13 protein-coding genes and 3 pseudogenes are annotated in these 15,614 nt (G+C 51.0%); 9 read left to right on the top strand and 7 right to left on the bottom strand.

Annotated features, from left to right (window positions below):
• Positions 1-58 precede the first annotated feature (58 nt).
• The 3 genes and pseudogenes from ACMX3H_RS05445 to ACMX3H_RS05435 all read right to left on the bottom strand — a co-directional run bounded on the left by ACMX3H_RS05445 (position 59) and on the right by ACMX3H_RS05435 (position 1,951).
• A complete protein-coding gene (locus ACMX3H_RS05445) occupies positions 59-598 on the bottom strand; it encodes an ATPase, T2SS/T4P/T4SS family (RefSeq protein WP_415210089.1) in 540 nt (179 codons plus the stop codon).
• Positions 598-1,038 carry a prepilin peptidase-dependent pilin gene (gene ppdD, locus ACMX3H_RS05440; protein WP_415210088.1) on the bottom strand — a complete coding sequence of 147 codons (441 nt, stop codon included), beginning with the start codon at positions 1,036-1,038 and terminating at the stop codon, positions 598-600. Before ppdD ends, ACMX3H_RS05445 begins: the two co-directional genes overlap by 1 nt.
• Positions 1,039-1,188: 150 nt before the next feature.
• Positions 1,189-1,951 (bottom strand): annotated as a pseudogene (locus tag ACMX3H_RS05435) (nicotinate-nucleotide diphosphorylase).
• Positions 1,952-2,042: 91 nt separating this feature from the next.
• Between ACMX3H_RS05435 and ampD the strand changes: the two are divergent.
• Both ampD and ampE read left to right on the top strand, forming a co-directional pair.
• Positions 2,043-2,602 (top strand): annotated as a pseudogene (gene ampD, locus ACMX3H_RS05430) (1,6-anhydro-N-acetylmuramyl-L-alanine amidase AmpD).
• A 16-nt stretch (positions 2,603-2,618) separates the two neighbouring features.
• Positions 2,619-3,473 (top strand): beta-lactamase regulator AmpE, encoded by an 855-nt coding sequence (ampE, locus tag ACMX3H_RS05425; RefSeq protein ID WP_415210087.1) that lies wholly within the window; start codon positions 2,619-2,621, stop codon positions 3,471-3,473.
• 216 nt (positions 3,474-3,689) lie between these two features.
• Here ampE and ACMX3H_RS05420 read toward each other — a convergent pair whose 3' ends face one another.
• The 3 genes from ACMX3H_RS05420 to ACMX3H_RS05410 all read right to left on the bottom strand — a co-directional run bounded on the left by ACMX3H_RS05420 (position 3,690) and on the right by ACMX3H_RS05410 (position 8,327).
• Positions 3,690-4,574 (bottom strand): hypothetical protein, encoded by an 885-nt coding sequence (locus ACMX3H_RS05420; RefSeq protein ID WP_415210086.1) that lies wholly within the window; start codon positions 4,572-4,574, stop codon positions 3,690-3,692.
• Between the two features lie 377 nt (positions 4,575-4,951).
• Positions 4,952-6,589, bottom strand: a complete 1,638-nt coding sequence (locus ACMX3H_RS05415; protein WP_415210085.1) for a M91 family zinc metallopeptidase — start codon at positions 6,587-6,589, stop codon at positions 4,952-4,954.
• Between the two features lie 1,330 nt (positions 6,590-7,919).
• Positions 7,920-8,327 carry an SOS response-associated peptidase family protein gene (locus ACMX3H_RS05410; protein WP_415210084.1) on the bottom strand — a complete coding sequence of 136 codons (408 nt, stop codon included), beginning with the start codon at positions 8,325-8,327 and terminating at the stop codon, positions 7,920-7,922.
• A gap of 542 nt (positions 8,328-8,869) precedes the next feature.
• On the opposite strand from ACMX3H_RS05410, the pseudogene ACMX3H_RS05405 reads away from it, so the two are divergent.
• The 7 genes and pseudogenes from ACMX3H_RS05405 (at position 8,870) to ACMX3H_RS05375 (ending at position 14,986) form a co-directional block, all read left to right on the top strand.
• Positions 8,870-9,985 (top strand): annotated as a pseudogene (locus ACMX3H_RS05405) (mandelate racemase/muconate lactonizing enzyme family protein).
• A gap of 437 nt (positions 9,986-10,422) precedes the next feature.
• Positions 10,423-10,959, top strand: coding sequence for an MFS transporter (locus ACMX3H_RS05400; RefSeq protein ID WP_415210091.1), 537 nt, complete (start codon positions 10,423-10,425; stop codon positions 10,957-10,959).
• 238 nt (positions 10,960-11,197) lie between these two features.
• Positions 11,198-11,638, top strand: coding sequence for an MFS transporter (locus ACMX3H_RS05395; RefSeq protein WP_415210083.1), 441 nt, complete (start codon positions 11,198-11,200; stop codon positions 11,636-11,638).
• A gap of 464 nt (positions 11,639-12,102) precedes the next feature.
• A complete protein-coding gene (locus ACMX3H_RS05390; RefSeq protein WP_415210082.1) occupies positions 12,103-12,975 on the top strand; it encodes an MFS transporter in 873 nt (290 codons plus the stop codon).
• Entirely contained in the window at positions 12,873-13,547 is a 675-nt protein-coding gene (locus tag ACMX3H_RS05385) for a hypothetical protein (protein ID WP_415210090.1), read from the top strand. Before ACMX3H_RS05390 ends, ACMX3H_RS05385 begins: the two co-directional genes overlap by 103 nt.
• A 2-nt stretch (positions 13,548-13,549) precedes the next feature.
• Entirely contained in the window at positions 13,550-14,566 is a 1,017-nt protein-coding gene (locus tag ACMX3H_RS05380; RefSeq protein WP_415210081.1) for a mandelate racemase/muconate lactonizing enzyme family protein, read from the top strand.
• A 171-nt stretch (positions 14,567-14,737) separates the two neighbouring features.
• Entirely contained in the window at positions 14,738-14,986 is a 249-nt protein-coding gene (locus ACMX3H_RS05375) for an SDR family NAD(P)-dependent oxidoreductase (protein ID WP_415210080.1), read from the top strand.
• Positions 14,987-15,369: 383 nt separating this feature from the next.
• Here the strand turns inward: ACMX3H_RS05375 and ACMX3H_RS05370 are convergent.
• Positions 15,370-15,614 (bottom strand): ATP-binding protein (locus ACMX3H_RS05370; protein WP_415210079.1); only part of this gene is annotated, 245 nt, incomplete at its 5' end.

Below are 15,614 nucleotides of genomic sequence, written 5' to 3'. Positions count from 1 at the left end.
AGCACAGGAAAAATAGACTAAAACTGAGTCAGAAGATGAGCGAACACGTGATCGAATATCACTGGAATGGGTGATCGGAAAATATCGGAATAACTGATCGGATGTCGCCGGAACAGATAATCGGATACGTCGGAATCTGCAGCAGTACGGTAAGTACGCGCCGTCTAAGAGGTTTCGGCATGCCCAGGCCTTTTAGCGTCAGACGCTCCGGGGTACAGCGTAACAGGCGAAGCACCGCTTTTTCACCGTGCAGCGTGGAAAGCCGCAGTGAACACGGCGGCCCATCACCGCCGGCGCTGAATTGCCCGTCCTGCGGTTGGCGGCGTTCGGCGATATCCAGCCGCACCAGAACTTTCAAACGCGCGACCAGACCCTCTGCCAGCAACACGGGGCAGCCCTGCGCTGCGGTCATCAGCCCGTCGACGCGCAGCCGCAATCGATAGCCGGAGGGCGAACAGGGCTCGATGTGGATATCCGATGCCTCGCGGCAAAGCGCGCGCTGCAATAGCAGATCCAGGGTGCCGGTCACCGGCATATCGTCACGCAACGGGGTGCCGGTGACCGGCCAGCGCGCGTCGGCTGGCGTGCGGTTAACCATCACTCTTCCTCGTGATCGGCGGTCTGGAACAGCGCGCCGCACGCCACGGCGAGTGAGCTGCCTGCGGCGGCATCGCAGCGGTGGTGCCAGACCAGGCCGTCGTCGAGCTGTTCCGGCGACATCACCAGCGTCAGCCCCGCCAGAGTATGGCGGCCGGTCAGACTTATCACGCCCTGGCGTACGCTGACGCCGCTGATATAACGGGAGCGATGGCTGGCCGGGATACCTTGCTGTCCGGTGTGGCAACTGTCGATATCACCCTGCTGCATCGTGCACAGCTCCACCGCAAGACGGTAGGGACTGGCGATCCGCAGCATATCGGTCAGCGCCGCGCGATCCAGATAACGTTGATAGCCGGGTAGCGCAATAGCGCTAAGAATAGCGATGACGGCGATGACCACCATCAGCTCCATGAGGGTGAATCCGCACTGGCGATGCATATTGGGTCCCCTGGGTGAAGAACAACCCCTTCACCCTAGCGACCGCGTGAATGCTACGACAGCGGCGGAAAAAAAAACTGGCAGGCGGATTGGGATATTTGCAGCGCGGCGGCAACATGTGGCATTTGAACTGCGCGGCCGCGCGCACTTTTATCGTTGATGAAACCGCATGGAGAGATCCAGCACCCGCAGATGTTTGGTGAGCGCGCCGACGGAAATATAATCTACGCCGGTCAGCGCGCAATCGCGCAGCGTCTCGAGCGTGACATTGCCGGAAACCTCCAACGCCGCCCTCTGACGCGTCAGGGTCACCGCCTTGATCATGTCTTCACGGCTGAAGTTGTCCAGCATAATGATATCGGCGCCGGCTTCCAGGGCCTGGCTCAGCTCGTCCAAGGTTTCGACTTCGACTTCCACCGGGACATCGGTGCGCAGCGCCACGGCGTTGGCGACGGAGCCGGCGGCGATGATATGATTCTCTTTAATCAAGAAGGTGTCCGCCAAGCCCAGCCGGTGGTTGCCGCCGCCGCCGCACAGCACCGCGTATTTGAGCGCGGTGCGCTCGCCGGTAAGCAGCATTCGCGCCGGCCCGCTCAGCCGGCACAGGGGTTGATTGGCCTCAATGTGATCGCCATCCGCGACCTGCCACTCGATAGTCACACCGCCGCCCAACTGGCTGAAGACCTCCTCAAGCCAGCGCCGCCCGTAAAAAAACGCCTTTTTCGCGGGTGATGATGACGGCAGTGGCCTCACTATCCGTCGGCAGCAGCAACGCGGTAATATCGGCCTGCGCGTCGGTGCCGCCGCCCAGATCTTCTTTTAGCGCGGCGCTGACCGACGGCGGGATATCCTGCTCTACTCGTTCGAGCAATTCCGCGCGGCGGCGCTCAACATTATAACGGCGGGTCGACATAAAAATCTCCGTAACTGCGGATAAAGGGAAGCTTTGATTCATGCTACCCTGAAGCCGAACGAAGTACCACTCTCGGTAAAATGAGGTCACCATGCGGTTGGACAACGGTTGGATTGCAGACGTAAGGCGCGTTCCTTCTCCCCATTGCGACGAGCGGCCGGCGAACGTGGTGCCCACGCTGTTGGTGGTACACAATATCAGTTTGCCGCCGGGCCGGTTTGGCGGTCCCTGGATAGACCGGCTGTTTACCGGCACGCTGGATCCCGCGGACGATCCTTACTTCGCCACGATCTGGCAGTTGCGGGTATCCGCGCATTGCCTCATCCGGCGTGACGGGGAAGTGGTGCAGTATGTCCCCTTTCATCGGCGCGCCTGGCCTGCAGGGGTGTCTTGCTATCAGGGACATGAGTGCTGCAATGATTTTTCCATTGGCATTGAACTGGAGGGGACCGATACACTGACCTATACCGATGCGCAGTACCGCGCGCTTGCCGACGTGAGACCCGCCTGTTGCTGCGCCATTATCCCATTACCCCGGCGCGCATTACCGGTCACAGCGATATCGCGCCCGAGCGCAAGACCGATCCAGGACCGTCCTTCAGCTGGCGCGATTTTCGACAACTCCTGTCAACACAGGCTGACGACATTTAACAGGGAGACGCGGGTTATGACGCTGTTTACATTATTATTGGTGCTGGCCTGGGAACGTTTATTCAAGTACGGCGAACATTGGCAATTGGATCGCTGGCTTGAGCGGCCGTTTAGCCGCCTGCGCGAGACATCGCTGGCGCAGACGCTGATATTGGCGCTGTGCTGGATGCTATTGGTCGCGGTCTGCCTGCGGCTGGCCGTCGGTTGGTTATACTCTATTCCCCAACAGCTGTTGTGGATTGTCTTGGGGGTATTGTGCATCGGTGCGGGGGGGATTCGCCGCCACTACCGCGACTATCTGATTGCCGCCGCCCACGGCGACGGCGACGCCAGCAAAGCAATGAGCGAGGAGCTGGCGCTGATACATGGCCTGCCGGTAGAAGGGGCTCCGGTCGAGCGGCTGCGCGAGCTGCAAAATGCGCTGCTGTGGATTAACTTCCGTTTTTATCTGGCGCCGCTGTTCTGGCTGGTGATAGGCGGCCCCTGGGGCCCGGTGCCCCTGGCGGGCTATGCATTTCTGCGCGCCTGGCAAACCTGGTTGGCGCGCCGCTCCACGCCCATGAAACGCGCGCGCTCCGGCATCGATTTGTTGCTGCACTGGCTGGATTGGGTGCCGGTGCGCCTGGCGGGCGCGGCCTATGCCTTGCTGGGGCACGGCGAGAAGGCGCTGCCGGCCTGGTTCGCTTCGCTATGGGATATCCATAGCAGCCAGTATCAGGTTCTCACGCGGCTGGCGCAATTTTCGCTGGCGCGCGAGCCGCATCTGGATGCGGTGCAAACGCCCCGCGCCGCGGTGTCGCTGGCGAAGAAAGTCACGTTGGGGATTGTGGTGGTGGTGGCGCTGTTGACCATCCACGGCGCGCTGGTCTAATTCGCCAAACGCGGGCGGCGAGACCTCAAAAGCCAGCTGCGACTTGGCGGAAGGCCTCGCTACAGTATTGGCGGAAACTACCGGCGCCAATTCGTTATCCGCCAATTGGGCACGCTATCGCCGCGGTAGGGCGGGTGACGCCCTTTGTTCCAGTGAGGCTATTTCCTTAACGCCGTCCGCTTTTAAGCGCCTGTCAGATTAAGTGCAGCCAATATATTAAAGAACGATGCGCGGCAAAGCGCTATCGTAGGAGCTGATTGCTCGATTTGACTCATTCAACCTGCTTATCGTTTCCTCTGTGAGGGGGTTGTTACTGAGCCATAAACGCGTATTGCAGTCTTTCTGGCTAAAAACGGTAGGCACAGTGTTAATCAGATTATGTTCAGCTTTGAGGACCTGCAATACCGCTTTTTCAGGATCGAACAACCGGCGCAGTTGATTGTGGCTGATATCGATAAAGTGTAGGTTTTTGGGGGGCGGATTGTGTAGTTCAGCCAGTTGATTATCATTGGCGATAATTTGCCCCACGCTGTCGGACAGGTGTCCGAGATGCGTTAATTTATTATGACTAATTTTCAGCCGCTGAAAATTTTCAGGCCATGCCGGCGGGGGCGACGTGATGTTATTCTCACTAAGATCGAGATGTGTCAGTGCCGGTGTCGTGGCAGAAAAATGCTGCAAACGACAATTTCTGGCCTCCAACCACTTTAACGAAGCGCTGGATAAATTATCTAAGGAATTTAATGGGTTATTATTAACCAGCAAATGTTCCAGCGTTTCATAAAGAGGAGCGGGTAGCGATTGAAGCGCGTTATGGCTAATGTTCAGCCGGGAGAGAGGCGCTGAATAAATGGCAGGTAATTGTGTCAGGCAATTATGGCTTATATCGAGCGACTCAATCTGGACAAGAGATACTGGCGGAAACTGCTGAAGGGAATTGTGCGAGGCATCGATCTTTCTTACCGTGGGAGGGATATAGGGTGGCCATTCCGATAAATTGAAATGACTCAAATCAAGAGTATCTTCTTTTGAATGATGACATTCTCTGATTTTATTTACCGCGGCCGCGCGCTGTTCCTCTCTTTCAGTTCCACTTTGCATCCAGATTTGTAACTGCTGTTCTAGAACTAAGGGGAAAAGCCTGGGTATCTAATTATCCGTGTCCTCGAAATCCGTAACGGGAACATACCCCTGTGAGGGAAAGTGCCTTTTATACATGCTGGTCAAAAATTTAAACATCTTATACCCCAATGAAATTAAAAATGTACGTTCGTTTGCGTGAAATTAACAATCATTCACACAAGAAAATGATCCTATTATTAATACTTACCCCTATTTCTGATGCCTATTTTATCTGTATGGTGTTGTTGATAGCTCAAGAAGCATATTTTCATATAGGCCGAAAAGCAAGCGGTCAAAAAGCGATTTTATTATTAATGTTGCTAATTTTTTATTTAATGAATTATTATTATTTTGTATTACTTTATCCTGATTTGATGAGAGCCGGAGCCATAAACCGGCCTGATGTAGTAATAATCTTGGCGATAAGCCTGTGCCATTTCTTTCCGAAAATTATTTTCGGTAAAATATTTTGTCTCGTCATCAATTGTTGCCAGATAGCCAGAATCATAGAAATTAAATTCTTGGCCATTATGTTTATAGACGGTGCCGGTTATTCGTGCTTCGTCAAGAAAAGCGCTACCGCCATTAACTCTGAACACCCTTTTGCCCGTAGGGTCATAGATGTTTTGATGATGATAATGAAAATAAGAATGAAGCATTTCATGGTACAAAGCAATGTCAGGATTTCGTTTGCGCCAAGGCTCGTTAACCAAGTTCTCAATGTTCGTACCCATTATTTCATTTTCAGGATCGAAAATGATTGTTTTTCCATTACATGAGTTATCTGACAAAAAGACCTTTTCTCCTTCTCGTGATTGTACTCTTCTCACATCACCGTAGGATGGCGGTATTATGTCAACCTTCTTATGTTCCAACCTTTCGATTAAGCGTTTGCCAGAAGGGGGGGTATTTATCGTGTCGAGATGCTTAATGACTTCCCTCTGAAAGCGTTGATTTCCATGAATGATTATTCCGTGTGTCACAGATGACGCGTCTTTACCGGCTGTTGCGACATGAAAGGGATTAGCGCTAGCCGATGGATCATAAACTTTAGCACGAATATTCTGTCCATTAGCGTAACGTGTCACAGGTGTGGTAGAGAGACTGGTTATCGCGCTGTGGAGACTTTTATATCGTTTTCTTATGTTTTGTTCTGCAGCAAAGACTTCACTATTGGCCAAGGTCTTTATAGTGGCAGTTTTAAGTTCATTTATCGAGGGTTTAGCCGCGTGCTTGACACTAAAGTCAACCCATCGCTCTATTATCTCAACTTCGCTAAGGGAATCTAACGCGGAGACTGTCGATACGGAAAACAATTTAGTGAGATAATTTTCATAACTATTCGCAAAGGCAGGGATAGCCTTTTTTTTAGTTACGCCAAGCAGTTGAAAACTCTGGTGCAGATAAGGAAACGCCTTTATAAGGTCGTTGTGGCGTAGATAATTGTCAGTACGAATAAGTTTCTGATGCAGGCTTAGATAATTGAATGCTTTAGCGCATTTTCTTTTAATGCCATCACGTTTGACAATGCAATGGCCGAAATCTCCTAATTCACCAGGGCCAACTCTTAAGGGATAGTTTAGTTCAAATAATACATATTTCTTTCTGATAAATCGTTCTGTTGATACACTATTTGCAATATAAAGCTGATGTTGTAAATATTGACGACCTTCAAGCGGCAAGAGGGAAAATCTCGTCTGTCTATGCTTAACCACCAGAGGATTGCCAGACGTGACGCCTGTCAAAAACGTTTGTGTAGGTGAATATTTTTCTAGCTTATACAACGCTGATGATACATGAGGGATATGGTTGAATTCTCTCAATACTTTTCTAATGTTCCTTATCCCGCTATGGCCGATGTTATAAATTAACTCAAAACCGGGATCTATTTGCCTCATGAACTCATTTGCTAACGCCTTCACATATTTTTCGGTCATTTTTTGTTCGGATTTTAATGCGGATATAAATGCCTTTCGTATGTTTTTCTTTAACACGCGTGGCGTCCATGCCTTGATGCTGGTCTTCCTAAGCAGATTTAACACGGTTTTTCGACCGAGATTTGTCAGCAATTTGCCAAGCGATCCTACGCCTGGAATGAGAGAAATAATATCTAAAGAACAATCAATGGTTGCCGCAGCGACATGCTTATTCTCTATATCCTCGACGCAATTGTAAAAAGGGATTAATGATGTCAGAAATCCGATGAACTTCTCAAGCGCGGTCTATGAAAAGCCGCTGTCATACAACATAGTAAAATATTGCTGCTTAAAATGTTTTACAACGCCATCAAAAAAACACATCGATAGACTCTGTGGTAGATTTTAAATTATTAATGATATTATTTTGGTTTAGGGGAATGATATGCGGGCCAAATATTGACCTTTCAGCGTTGTCATCGTACTTATCACGAAATGGGTTGTCTTCGATGCAATAGCTATCAAGCTTTTTTCACGCAGGATAGCGGAATGCGCTCCTGTAAAATCGATGGAATACCAGCGAACTTCAGCTGACATTTGTGCTTTTATAAGTAGCTTATGTGGTTTACATCCTGTAAGGGATTACGTGCGCATAACTTACCTCCCCATCTCCGTTGATGACCACGTATTCAGTGGCATCTATCAGTGATAGTGTTGCCTGGGACAAAAATAGGATCTCATTTTCACTCAAGTTATAAAACGCATTACGCAGAACTAAATCTATGACTTGGCCATAATGTTTAGTCATAGATTCTACCAGTATATAATACATCTCAAGATCATTTGGCAATAAATCATAATATTTTCTTACATTACCATTTTTATCGTAGAATTTTTTGATGCAAAACTTCCCCTTTATCTCATTTTTGAGTGTGTAATGATCCGTATTTTTCAAACAACCGTTTTTAATGGATTGAGCGATCTGCTCGCGGGTCCGCCAAAGTTTCTGTATGTTTATATAATCTTCTATAATATTGTTAGACTGAATATGATGGCCGAGATGCTTAAAATAGTTGTAAGCGTCCGTGAAGGACGTCTTGAATTATTGGTGAGTTTGTTGTATGGCCCGGTAAGAATATGTTCCACTACGATGCCTAGTGAACCCGCATCCTATAAGGGACGGCTGTCAGATCATGGATAATCCGGCGATGATAGTGTCCACTTAAATTTTAATGGACACTATCACAAACTTCAGAACCACTAATTTCATATCACTCAAACCGGTATGGAAATAAAAGTTATTAAAATCAATATAATGTGAAAATGCAATGAGCAGAAGCGTGTAACGTAGGTTTACTGTCTCATACAACAAACCCACCAATAATTCAAGACGTCCTCCACGGGGCGCTTACACAAAAAACAGCGGGCGCCGCGCGATGTGGTAAATAAAGTAGGGCTGTTTACGTGTTGTATGACGGGAATCGGTGCGCCACTCATACCAGCCGTCGGCCAGAATCAGCGCGCGGCCGCGGCGCCAGAGGGGTTTGAACAGCCTGCTGTAGGGCGCGGTTTGTGCGCGGGTGCTGACCATGGCGGACTGATGGTTCTCTTTCGCCCAATGGGGATGATAGCCCCACGTCACCGCATCCAGGTGCAGCTCCGCGTCGCGCTGATGCAAAAATAACACCCGGCTTCCCGGCGAGATGTTGTAGCGCCCGATAGGTATTTCAGTCTCCGCAGCTTGGCACGCCAGCGGAGAATTGAGCGCGGCAAGATAGTCCGAGCGCGCTTCATATTGGACAAAACGTCCGCACATAGTGTGCCTCCTGTTTCGTGCTTACAACAGTAATAAGTATAGGTGAGTCCGGCTCAAAAAGGAAAACGGTTCCAATTATGGGAAACGGGACGTTGGTAGTCCGCTATCCGGGTCCCGCGCAGGGCGTATCGGCGCAGTGCCGTGGTTTTTTGCGACGCGGCAATGAGCCTTAGTCGGCCGAAGATCCCGCATCGCCCCCTTGATGACCCGCGATTACCTCGCCACTGACCCACAATGATCTTGCCAGCGCTCTCGTAAAATTAAACTTTTCTTTAAATCATTATATTTCAGTATGTTGAAGTATTTATCATGAACCTTATCACAAATCGAGCACGGATGTATTGTTCGTATTAAAAATCTCTAATAGATTGCTGCTTCGAGTTAGCAAAATTAAATAAATCTTCGTTTACCCATTGCGTGTTTCAAGTCCCGTTTTTGACTGTGATGTAACAGCTTAAGTCACTGTTTGCCGTGAAGCTTTATGACACACCGGCGAGGGAGGGCAGGCTTTCCCGACGCTTTGTTCAGTCCATATCAAGCTAATGGAGAAAATAATGTCGCAGAAAATCAAAAAAATAGCGGTACATCTGGTTTCCCTACCGGTTGCCGCCGGCCTGGCGGATGCCACACGCAAAGTAGAATCGGTGGGTTACATCGTGGTGAGAATTACCACCGACCAGGGGCTTGAGGGGGTGGGGCTGACGTATCATGAGGTGGATGGAGAAGCCACTAAAGCCCTCATTCTGAATAATTTCGTCCCCAAGCTCATCGATTGCGACCCCTTTGCTACCGAGGTGCTGTGGGAGCAATTTTTTCATTATCTGCGCGGCGTGGGGCGTAAAGGCTTAACTTTTGGCGCCTTAAGCGCTGTCGACACCGCCCTGTGGGATCTCAAGGGCAAGATCATGGGCCTGCCGCTGTTTCGCTTGCTCGGCGGCAATAAAACATCGGTGCCGGTCTATGCCAGCGGGGGATGGACGTCATACAGCGACGACCAATTGGTTCAGGAAGCGCAATCAATGGTGGCGCAAGGGTATCAGAAAATAAAGGTTAAATTGGGAGTGGAAGGGGGCACCAAACCTCGGCACGATATTGAACGGATGCGGAAAGTGCGTGAGGCAATCGGACCCGAAATCGATTTATTGGTGGATGCCAATAATTGTTAGGATGCTGCAACAGCGATACAAGTTGCCAATAATATTCGTGAATATGATATTTATTTGTTTGAAGAGCCCGTGTTTGCCGATGACATTACCGGGTTAGCCAAATTCAAACGCGGTACCGATATCCCACTGGGTACCGGCGAGCATGAATATACCAAATTCGGCGTTAGGGATTTAGTCATTAATAACGCTGTGGATATCGTACAAGTGGATGTGACGCGCGTGGGCGGATATACGGAAATATTAAAAGCGGCCGCAATTACCCAAGCATGGAATTTAAAATTTGCCCCGCACGCTATGGAGCATATGCATAGCTACCTCGTGAGAGCGTTACCCAATGCGCTGTTTCTGGAAAGGCTCATGATGTTTGAGGAAATCACCAATAATCTCTTTATCGACCCGCCGATGCCGATCCAGGGCTTTCTGGCGATACCCGAGGCGCCGGGCTTGGGCCTGCGGCTGAATATGGACTTTATTCACGACAATGGGGAGTAGCCTTTTCGGCCGTTTGGGCTAAACCCGACATCCTGCGGCCAGCCTTCGCCGGCGTTTAGGGAGGCTGCTTTTTCTCCCTTATCGGCGCGCATGGCGGCCGGCATCTCGTCTGCCGACCGACCCTATGCGGGAGCATTAACTCGGGCATCGCAGCAGTTGCAATATATGACATGAGAACGCTTACGTGAAATGACCTTGATGACGAGGATTTTTTTTGCTGATGAGCGCAATACCGCCGGGTAAATCATTTTTAGCGTAGGCAAGGGTCAGTATCAGAGAAGGGTTGCGTCCATCATTCTTTGCCATCGAAAGAATGACATTATAGCGATAATAGAGGAATGCATAATGAATACATTAGCTTCTGTTGCCGGTAAACGCTCTGATGATATAGAAAGAAAAGTTGTAAAAAAATAATGATAAAGATATTGCCTTTTTTGATGCTGGGCTATTTTATTGCCTTTATGGACTGCGTAAATATTGGCTTCGCCGCAGTACAAATGAATGCGTCTTTAGGATTTACCTCGGCGGTATACAGGGTGAGGGCAGGTATATTCTTCATCGGATATTTTCTGTTTGAAGTCCCGAGCAATCTGGCGATGCACCGCTTTGGCGCTCGCGTCTGGATTGCCCGGATCATGATAACCTGGGGATTGATCTCCGGTCTGACCGCCTTCGTCACGGGGGAGTACTCTTTCTTCACCATCCGCTTCCTTTTAGGCATGGCCGAAGCAGGGTTTTTTCCCGGCGTCGTCTACTATTTCTCCTATTGGCTACCGGCTAAAAACCGGGCCAAGGTGCTCAGTGTATTCTACCTTGCGGTTCCGTTTGCCGTGGTTTTCGGCTCCCTCATATCGGCGCCTTTGCTAATGATGCATGGCATCGGGGGATTGGAAGGCTGGCAATGGTTGTTCATTATCGAAGCCCTACCCGTCGTCATTTTGGGTATCTATCTTTTTTTCCGCTATAAAAAATAGACCGGAACAGGCCTCCTGGCTGGACGATGAAGAAAAAGCCTGGCTGACCGAGACGCTTAATAATGAGAAGGCCAATCTGGCCACCCCCGGCCAGCATCGCTTGGGTCAGGTATTTTTCGATCCCCGCATCATCAAACTGAGTCTTGTCTATTTCGGCATGAATTTCGCCGGCGTTGGCCTAATTATGTTTTTACCGCAAATTGTGGCGGGTTTTGGTTCGGCCATATCCTGAGTCGGGGTGATTGCCGCCATACCCTACTTTGTCGCCGTGGTATTACTGCCTTTCATTGGACGTTATTTCGACAGGCATCCCGGCAACCGCGCGGTTCACTCCGGCTGCAGCGCCGCGGCGGTGGCTATCGGTTTGGCTTTATGCGTCTTTATCAGCAATCCCGTTGCGATGCTGCTGCTTATCTGTCTTGCCGTGGTGGGCATCTATGCGTTTGCGCCGCCTTTCTGGGCTTTGTGCTCCAATCTGTTCACCGGTTCCGCCTCGGCGGCGGCCATCGCGGTCATTAATTCCGTCGGTAATTTAAGCGGATTTGCCGGCCCCTTTGTCATGGGGTGGCTGCGGGATACCACGGGCAGTTTTGCCTTTTCCCTGTTGGCCATTGCGGCGGGACCGGCATTAGCGGCTATCGGACTGGTAATCATGAAGCTGCGCAATAAAACCGCTTAGCGCGGCACTCACCCTGGGATGTGTAGGTGATGATGCTGGAATGGCATCGTACGGACGAAAAGCTAACTCGACGCAGCTATGACGTTTTGAATGCGCGTAACGTCATTTAGAGGGTAAGGCATCAAAACAGGCCGGCGCCTGACGGGATTAAGGCATGGGCAAACCGGTTTCATTAATAAATAACGCACTCGCGCGTTAGGGTCAGGCAGAGGGCAGGGAAGGCCACCCGATCACGACGCGCGCCGGGCATTATCACGGGCGCTTGCGCGTCGGCGTGATAATGGAACACTACACCAAAAGCAACAATGGCACACCCTGTCAGGAGAAGTGGATGAATATCCATTCTTGGCGAACGCCCCATCAGGTGGCGTTAAGGCCCATGAATGAACGCGCAACGGATTAGGCACCATCAGAACATTAACACTATTCATCTACCTCCCTACGCAGGGTCAATGGGAGTTTATATGTCTCAGTACGTCAATATCGAGGGGTTGATTCTCGCCGCCAAAAAACGGCTGGATTTACAGGAGGCCCCTGGCTCTACCCGGGCAGGATGGTTAATGATCACCGCGCTGCTTATCGAGTCGTGGGACATCTATTCCATGGCGTTCATCATCTACGTCCTGAAAGACATTTATCATCCCAGCAGTTGGTTATTAGGTTTTACCGCTGCCGGTACCCAGTTTGGCGCCATTATTGGCGCCATGCTCGGGGGATGGCTGACCGACAGATTTGGCAGACGCAAGATTTTCCTCGCTTCCATGCTGCTTTTCGCGGTATTTGCCATCTTGCAGGGGCTGGCACCCAATATCTTCTGGTTGGCGATTATCCGCTGTTTTGCCGGTATTCCGGTGGGCGCGGACGTGGCCAACGGCTTTACCTACATCATGGAAGTGATGCCGAAGGGTAAACGGGAAGTCATGGCTAACCGCTGGCAGTTTATGTTTTCCCTCGGCATCATCGCCGCCATTCTGTTGGTAACCGTATTGGTGGCGCTGGGGGTGGAGAAGGATCATTTCTGGCGTATCGTTTTGGCGGTGCCGGCTATTCCGGCTTTCCTTCTGTTGCTGATGCGGCGCGAATTACCGGAAACCCCCGTCTGGTTTGTGGAGCGCGGTAGATTCGTTGAAGCGCGCCGTATTACGGCGACCATCATGGGCGGCTGCTTGACGATCTGTTGCCCGAGCATAATGTTACCATTGAACCGACGAGCGTCGGTGAAGCGCTCAGGGATCTGTTCAGCCGCAGTTTCGCGCGCCGTACCACGCTCTTTGGCTGGATATCCTGCGCGGTTCAGTCGTTTGAAAATTACGCCTTCTCCTTCTACTTACCGTTGATCTTGGCAAAGATAGGCATTTCCGGCCAGATACAAAACAACCTGGCGCTGTTGGCGGTGAACTGTGTCGCGGCGCTGTCCGCCTTTGTCGGCCCCTTGCTGCTACACCGCCTGGGGCACCGCGGGTTGAGTCAGTACGGTTTCCTGTTTGTCACCCTGGGCATACTGATTGCCGCTTATGGCGTGTATTCCCTCAACTATATGATGATCACCAGCGGCGCCGCTCTAATGCTCTGGGGTCATTATTGGGATGCGGAAAACGGCATGACCGTGGTGTCGCTGGTGGCCAAACCAAAATACCGCGGTGTGGCGTCCGGCATCGGCTACACCATTGTGAAAATCACCGCCTTCCTGACCACCCTGGTCTTTGATGCACTCGGCGTACCGCTGCCCTCGGCGCTTATCGCCATTGCGCCGTTCCTGGCCTTTCTTGCCGCGACGTTCCTGCTTTCCAAAGTCTTCGTCCATGTCGCCGGCGACAATGAACACGACGATGCCGGGTACGAGGCTGCCGGTTCGGCACCGGGTTTCGTACACCCCGACCTTATGAATGAAATGAAGAAAGAGGATTGATCATGACTATCACCAAAATGCCCATTATTGAACATATCGAGTTAACCACCGCACGCGTGCCGCTGCCGGAAGGACCGTTGGGCGATCAAATCCATCACGTCACCGATATAGAGGTGGCGATCGTCGATGTACATGCCTCCAACGGCCTGGTGGGAACCGGTTTCAGCCATACCTCCGGCTGGTGTGGCGCCACCATTTCGGCTCTGATTAAAGAGATTATTCCTGATGTTATCGGACAGCGCCTGTCGCCGCGCGCACTGTGGGACCGCAGTTATAAATATATACATGATGTTGGCGGGGCGGGCGTGACCACCCATGCGTTGTCCGCGCTGGATATTGCCTATTGGGATTTATTGGAAAAAACGTTGAATGTCCCTATTGTCGATCTCCTCGGCAGGGTGCGCGATCGCGTACCGCTGTACGGTAGCGGTATTAACCTGCATATGTCGGTCGAGGAGGTTATCGATCAGGTGTGTCGCTGGAAAGCGAAAGGCTACCTCGCGGCCAAGGTCAAGGTGGGGAAACCCGATCTGGAAGAGGATGTGGAACGTTTACTCAAAATTCAGCAAGCCGTGCCGGGCTTTCCGCTTGTGGTGGATGCCAACCAGGGGTGGAATTTCCCCCAGGCTTTAAGAGCGTTCAAATTGTTTGAGCCGCTGAACCTGCTCTGGATTGAGGAACCTCTGCCGTCGGACAATATCGCGGGACATAAACAGCTGCGTGAAAGAACCAATACCCCAATTGCCCTGGGGGAAAATGTCTATAACCTTAGCCAGTTTACCCACTATATCGAAAGCGGTTCGGCTGATTTTATCCAGGCCGATTTAGGCCGCGTGGGCGGTATTACCGACTATATGGATGTGGCGACGGTCGCCCGTGCGCACAATCTGCCCATGACGCCGCACTTTGTGCTGGAACTCAGCGCGAGTTTATTAGCCGCGGTGCCCAAATGTGTCTTATGCGGAGGTGACCGACGGCGGCCGCTGGAAAGATTTGCGTATCGTCTTATCCGCCGGTGAAGAGCTTGATGGTTATTACGTTCCCAGCGACCAGCCCGGCCACGGAATTATTCTGGATAGAGACTATCTTCAGGCCCACAAAATATTAGCATCGCGAGCGGTAACGGAGAAGCAAAATGGAAGATACCTTATTTTCTGTTAAAGAGAAAATTATCATCGTCACCGGCGGCCTTGGCCAACTGGGCGCCCAAGTATGTGCAAGCGCTCCATACGCGGGGGGCCAAAGTGGCGGTCTTTGCCCAAAATATTAATGAGGAAAGACGCGAGAAAGCGCTCGGCGAATGCAGTCATTCCCCGCGTTTGGCGTTCTACCAAGTGGATATTACCGATGGGGATATCGTCAATCGGGCGCTTGACGATATAGAGCAAAAGTGGGGTACGCCGGACGGTCTGGTCAATAATGCCGGTATTGATACTTAGCCCAGCGCTCCACCGGAAGTGTCCGGGCCGTTTGAGCACTTCCCGTTAGAGATTTTCCGCGAAGTGGTAGAGGTCAATTTGGTGGGAACCTTTCTCGTGACCCAACAGGTGGGCGGCCGGATGAAAGCGGCGGGAAAAAAAGGTCAATCATCAATATCGGATCCATTTATGGCGTAGTGTCGCTGGTGCAGGACATTTATAGCTACAAAAAAGAGGACACCGGCGTGCCTTTTATCAAGCCGGTGGCCTATTGTGCTGATAAATGCAGATTCCGACGTATCCGATCATCTGTTCCGGCGACATCCGATCAGTTATTCCGATATTTTCCGATCACCCATTCCAGTGATATTCGATCACGTGTTCGCTCATCTTCTGACTCAATTTTAGTCTATTTTTCCTGTGCTGGCTACTTCTTGCTCTTTGTGTAGTGATTCGCCTTTAAGTTCCAGTCGATAGCTGGGGTGTACTAGCCGATCGAGTAACGCGTTAGCTGTCGTGGGGTTTTCTATCAGTCCATACCATTTTTTTACCGGCAGTTGACTGATCAGGATGCTGCTGCTTTTGTCGTAACGATCTTCCATCACCTCCAACAGCATCGTTGCCTGCATCGGACTCATTGATTCCAGGC

The sequence above is a fragment of the Sodalis sp. (in: enterobacteria) genome, from assembly GCF_047607725.1.
Lineage (GTDB): Bacteria > Pseudomonadota > Gammaproteobacteria > Enterobacterales > Enterobacteriaceae > JBLKSS01.
The sequence above is the reverse complement of the archived record's forward strand: the minus strand, read 5'-3'. Positions and strand labels throughout refer to the sequence as shown.

Bases quoted from the DNA above. Each gene is read 5' to 3' on its own strand.
- ACMX3H_RS05400 (WP_415210091.1), top strand. From the start codon at position 10,423: ATGCTGGGCTATTTTATTGCCTTTATGGACTGCGTAAATATTGGCTTC.
- ACMX3H_RS05410 (WP_415210084.1), bottom strand. From the start codon at position 8,327: ATGTGCGGACGTTTTGTCCAATATGAAGCGCGCTCGGACTATCTTGCC.
- ppdD (WP_415210088.1), bottom strand. From the start codon at position 1,038: ATGCATCGCCAGTGCGGATTCACCCTCATGGAGCTGATGGTGGTCATC.
- ACMX3H_RS05420 (WP_415210086.1), bottom strand. From the start codon at position 4,574: ATGCAAAGTGGAACTGAAAGAGAGGAACAGCGCGCGGCCGCGGTAAAT.
- ACMX3H_RS05445 (WP_415210089.1), bottom strand. From the start codon at position 598: ATGGTTAACCGCACGCCAGCCGACGCGCGCTGGCCGGTCACCGGCACC.
- ACMX3H_RS05390 (WP_415210082.1), top strand. From the start codon at position 12,103: ATGTCTCAGTACGTCAATATCGAGGGGTTGATTCTCGCCGCCAAAAAA.
- ampE (WP_415210087.1), top strand. From the start codon at position 2,619: ATGACGCTGTTTACATTATTATTGGTGCTGGCCTGGGAACGTTTATTC.
- ACMX3H_RS05380 (WP_415210081.1), top strand. From the start codon at position 13,550: ATGACTATCACCAAAATGCCCATTATTGAACATATCGAGTTAACCACC.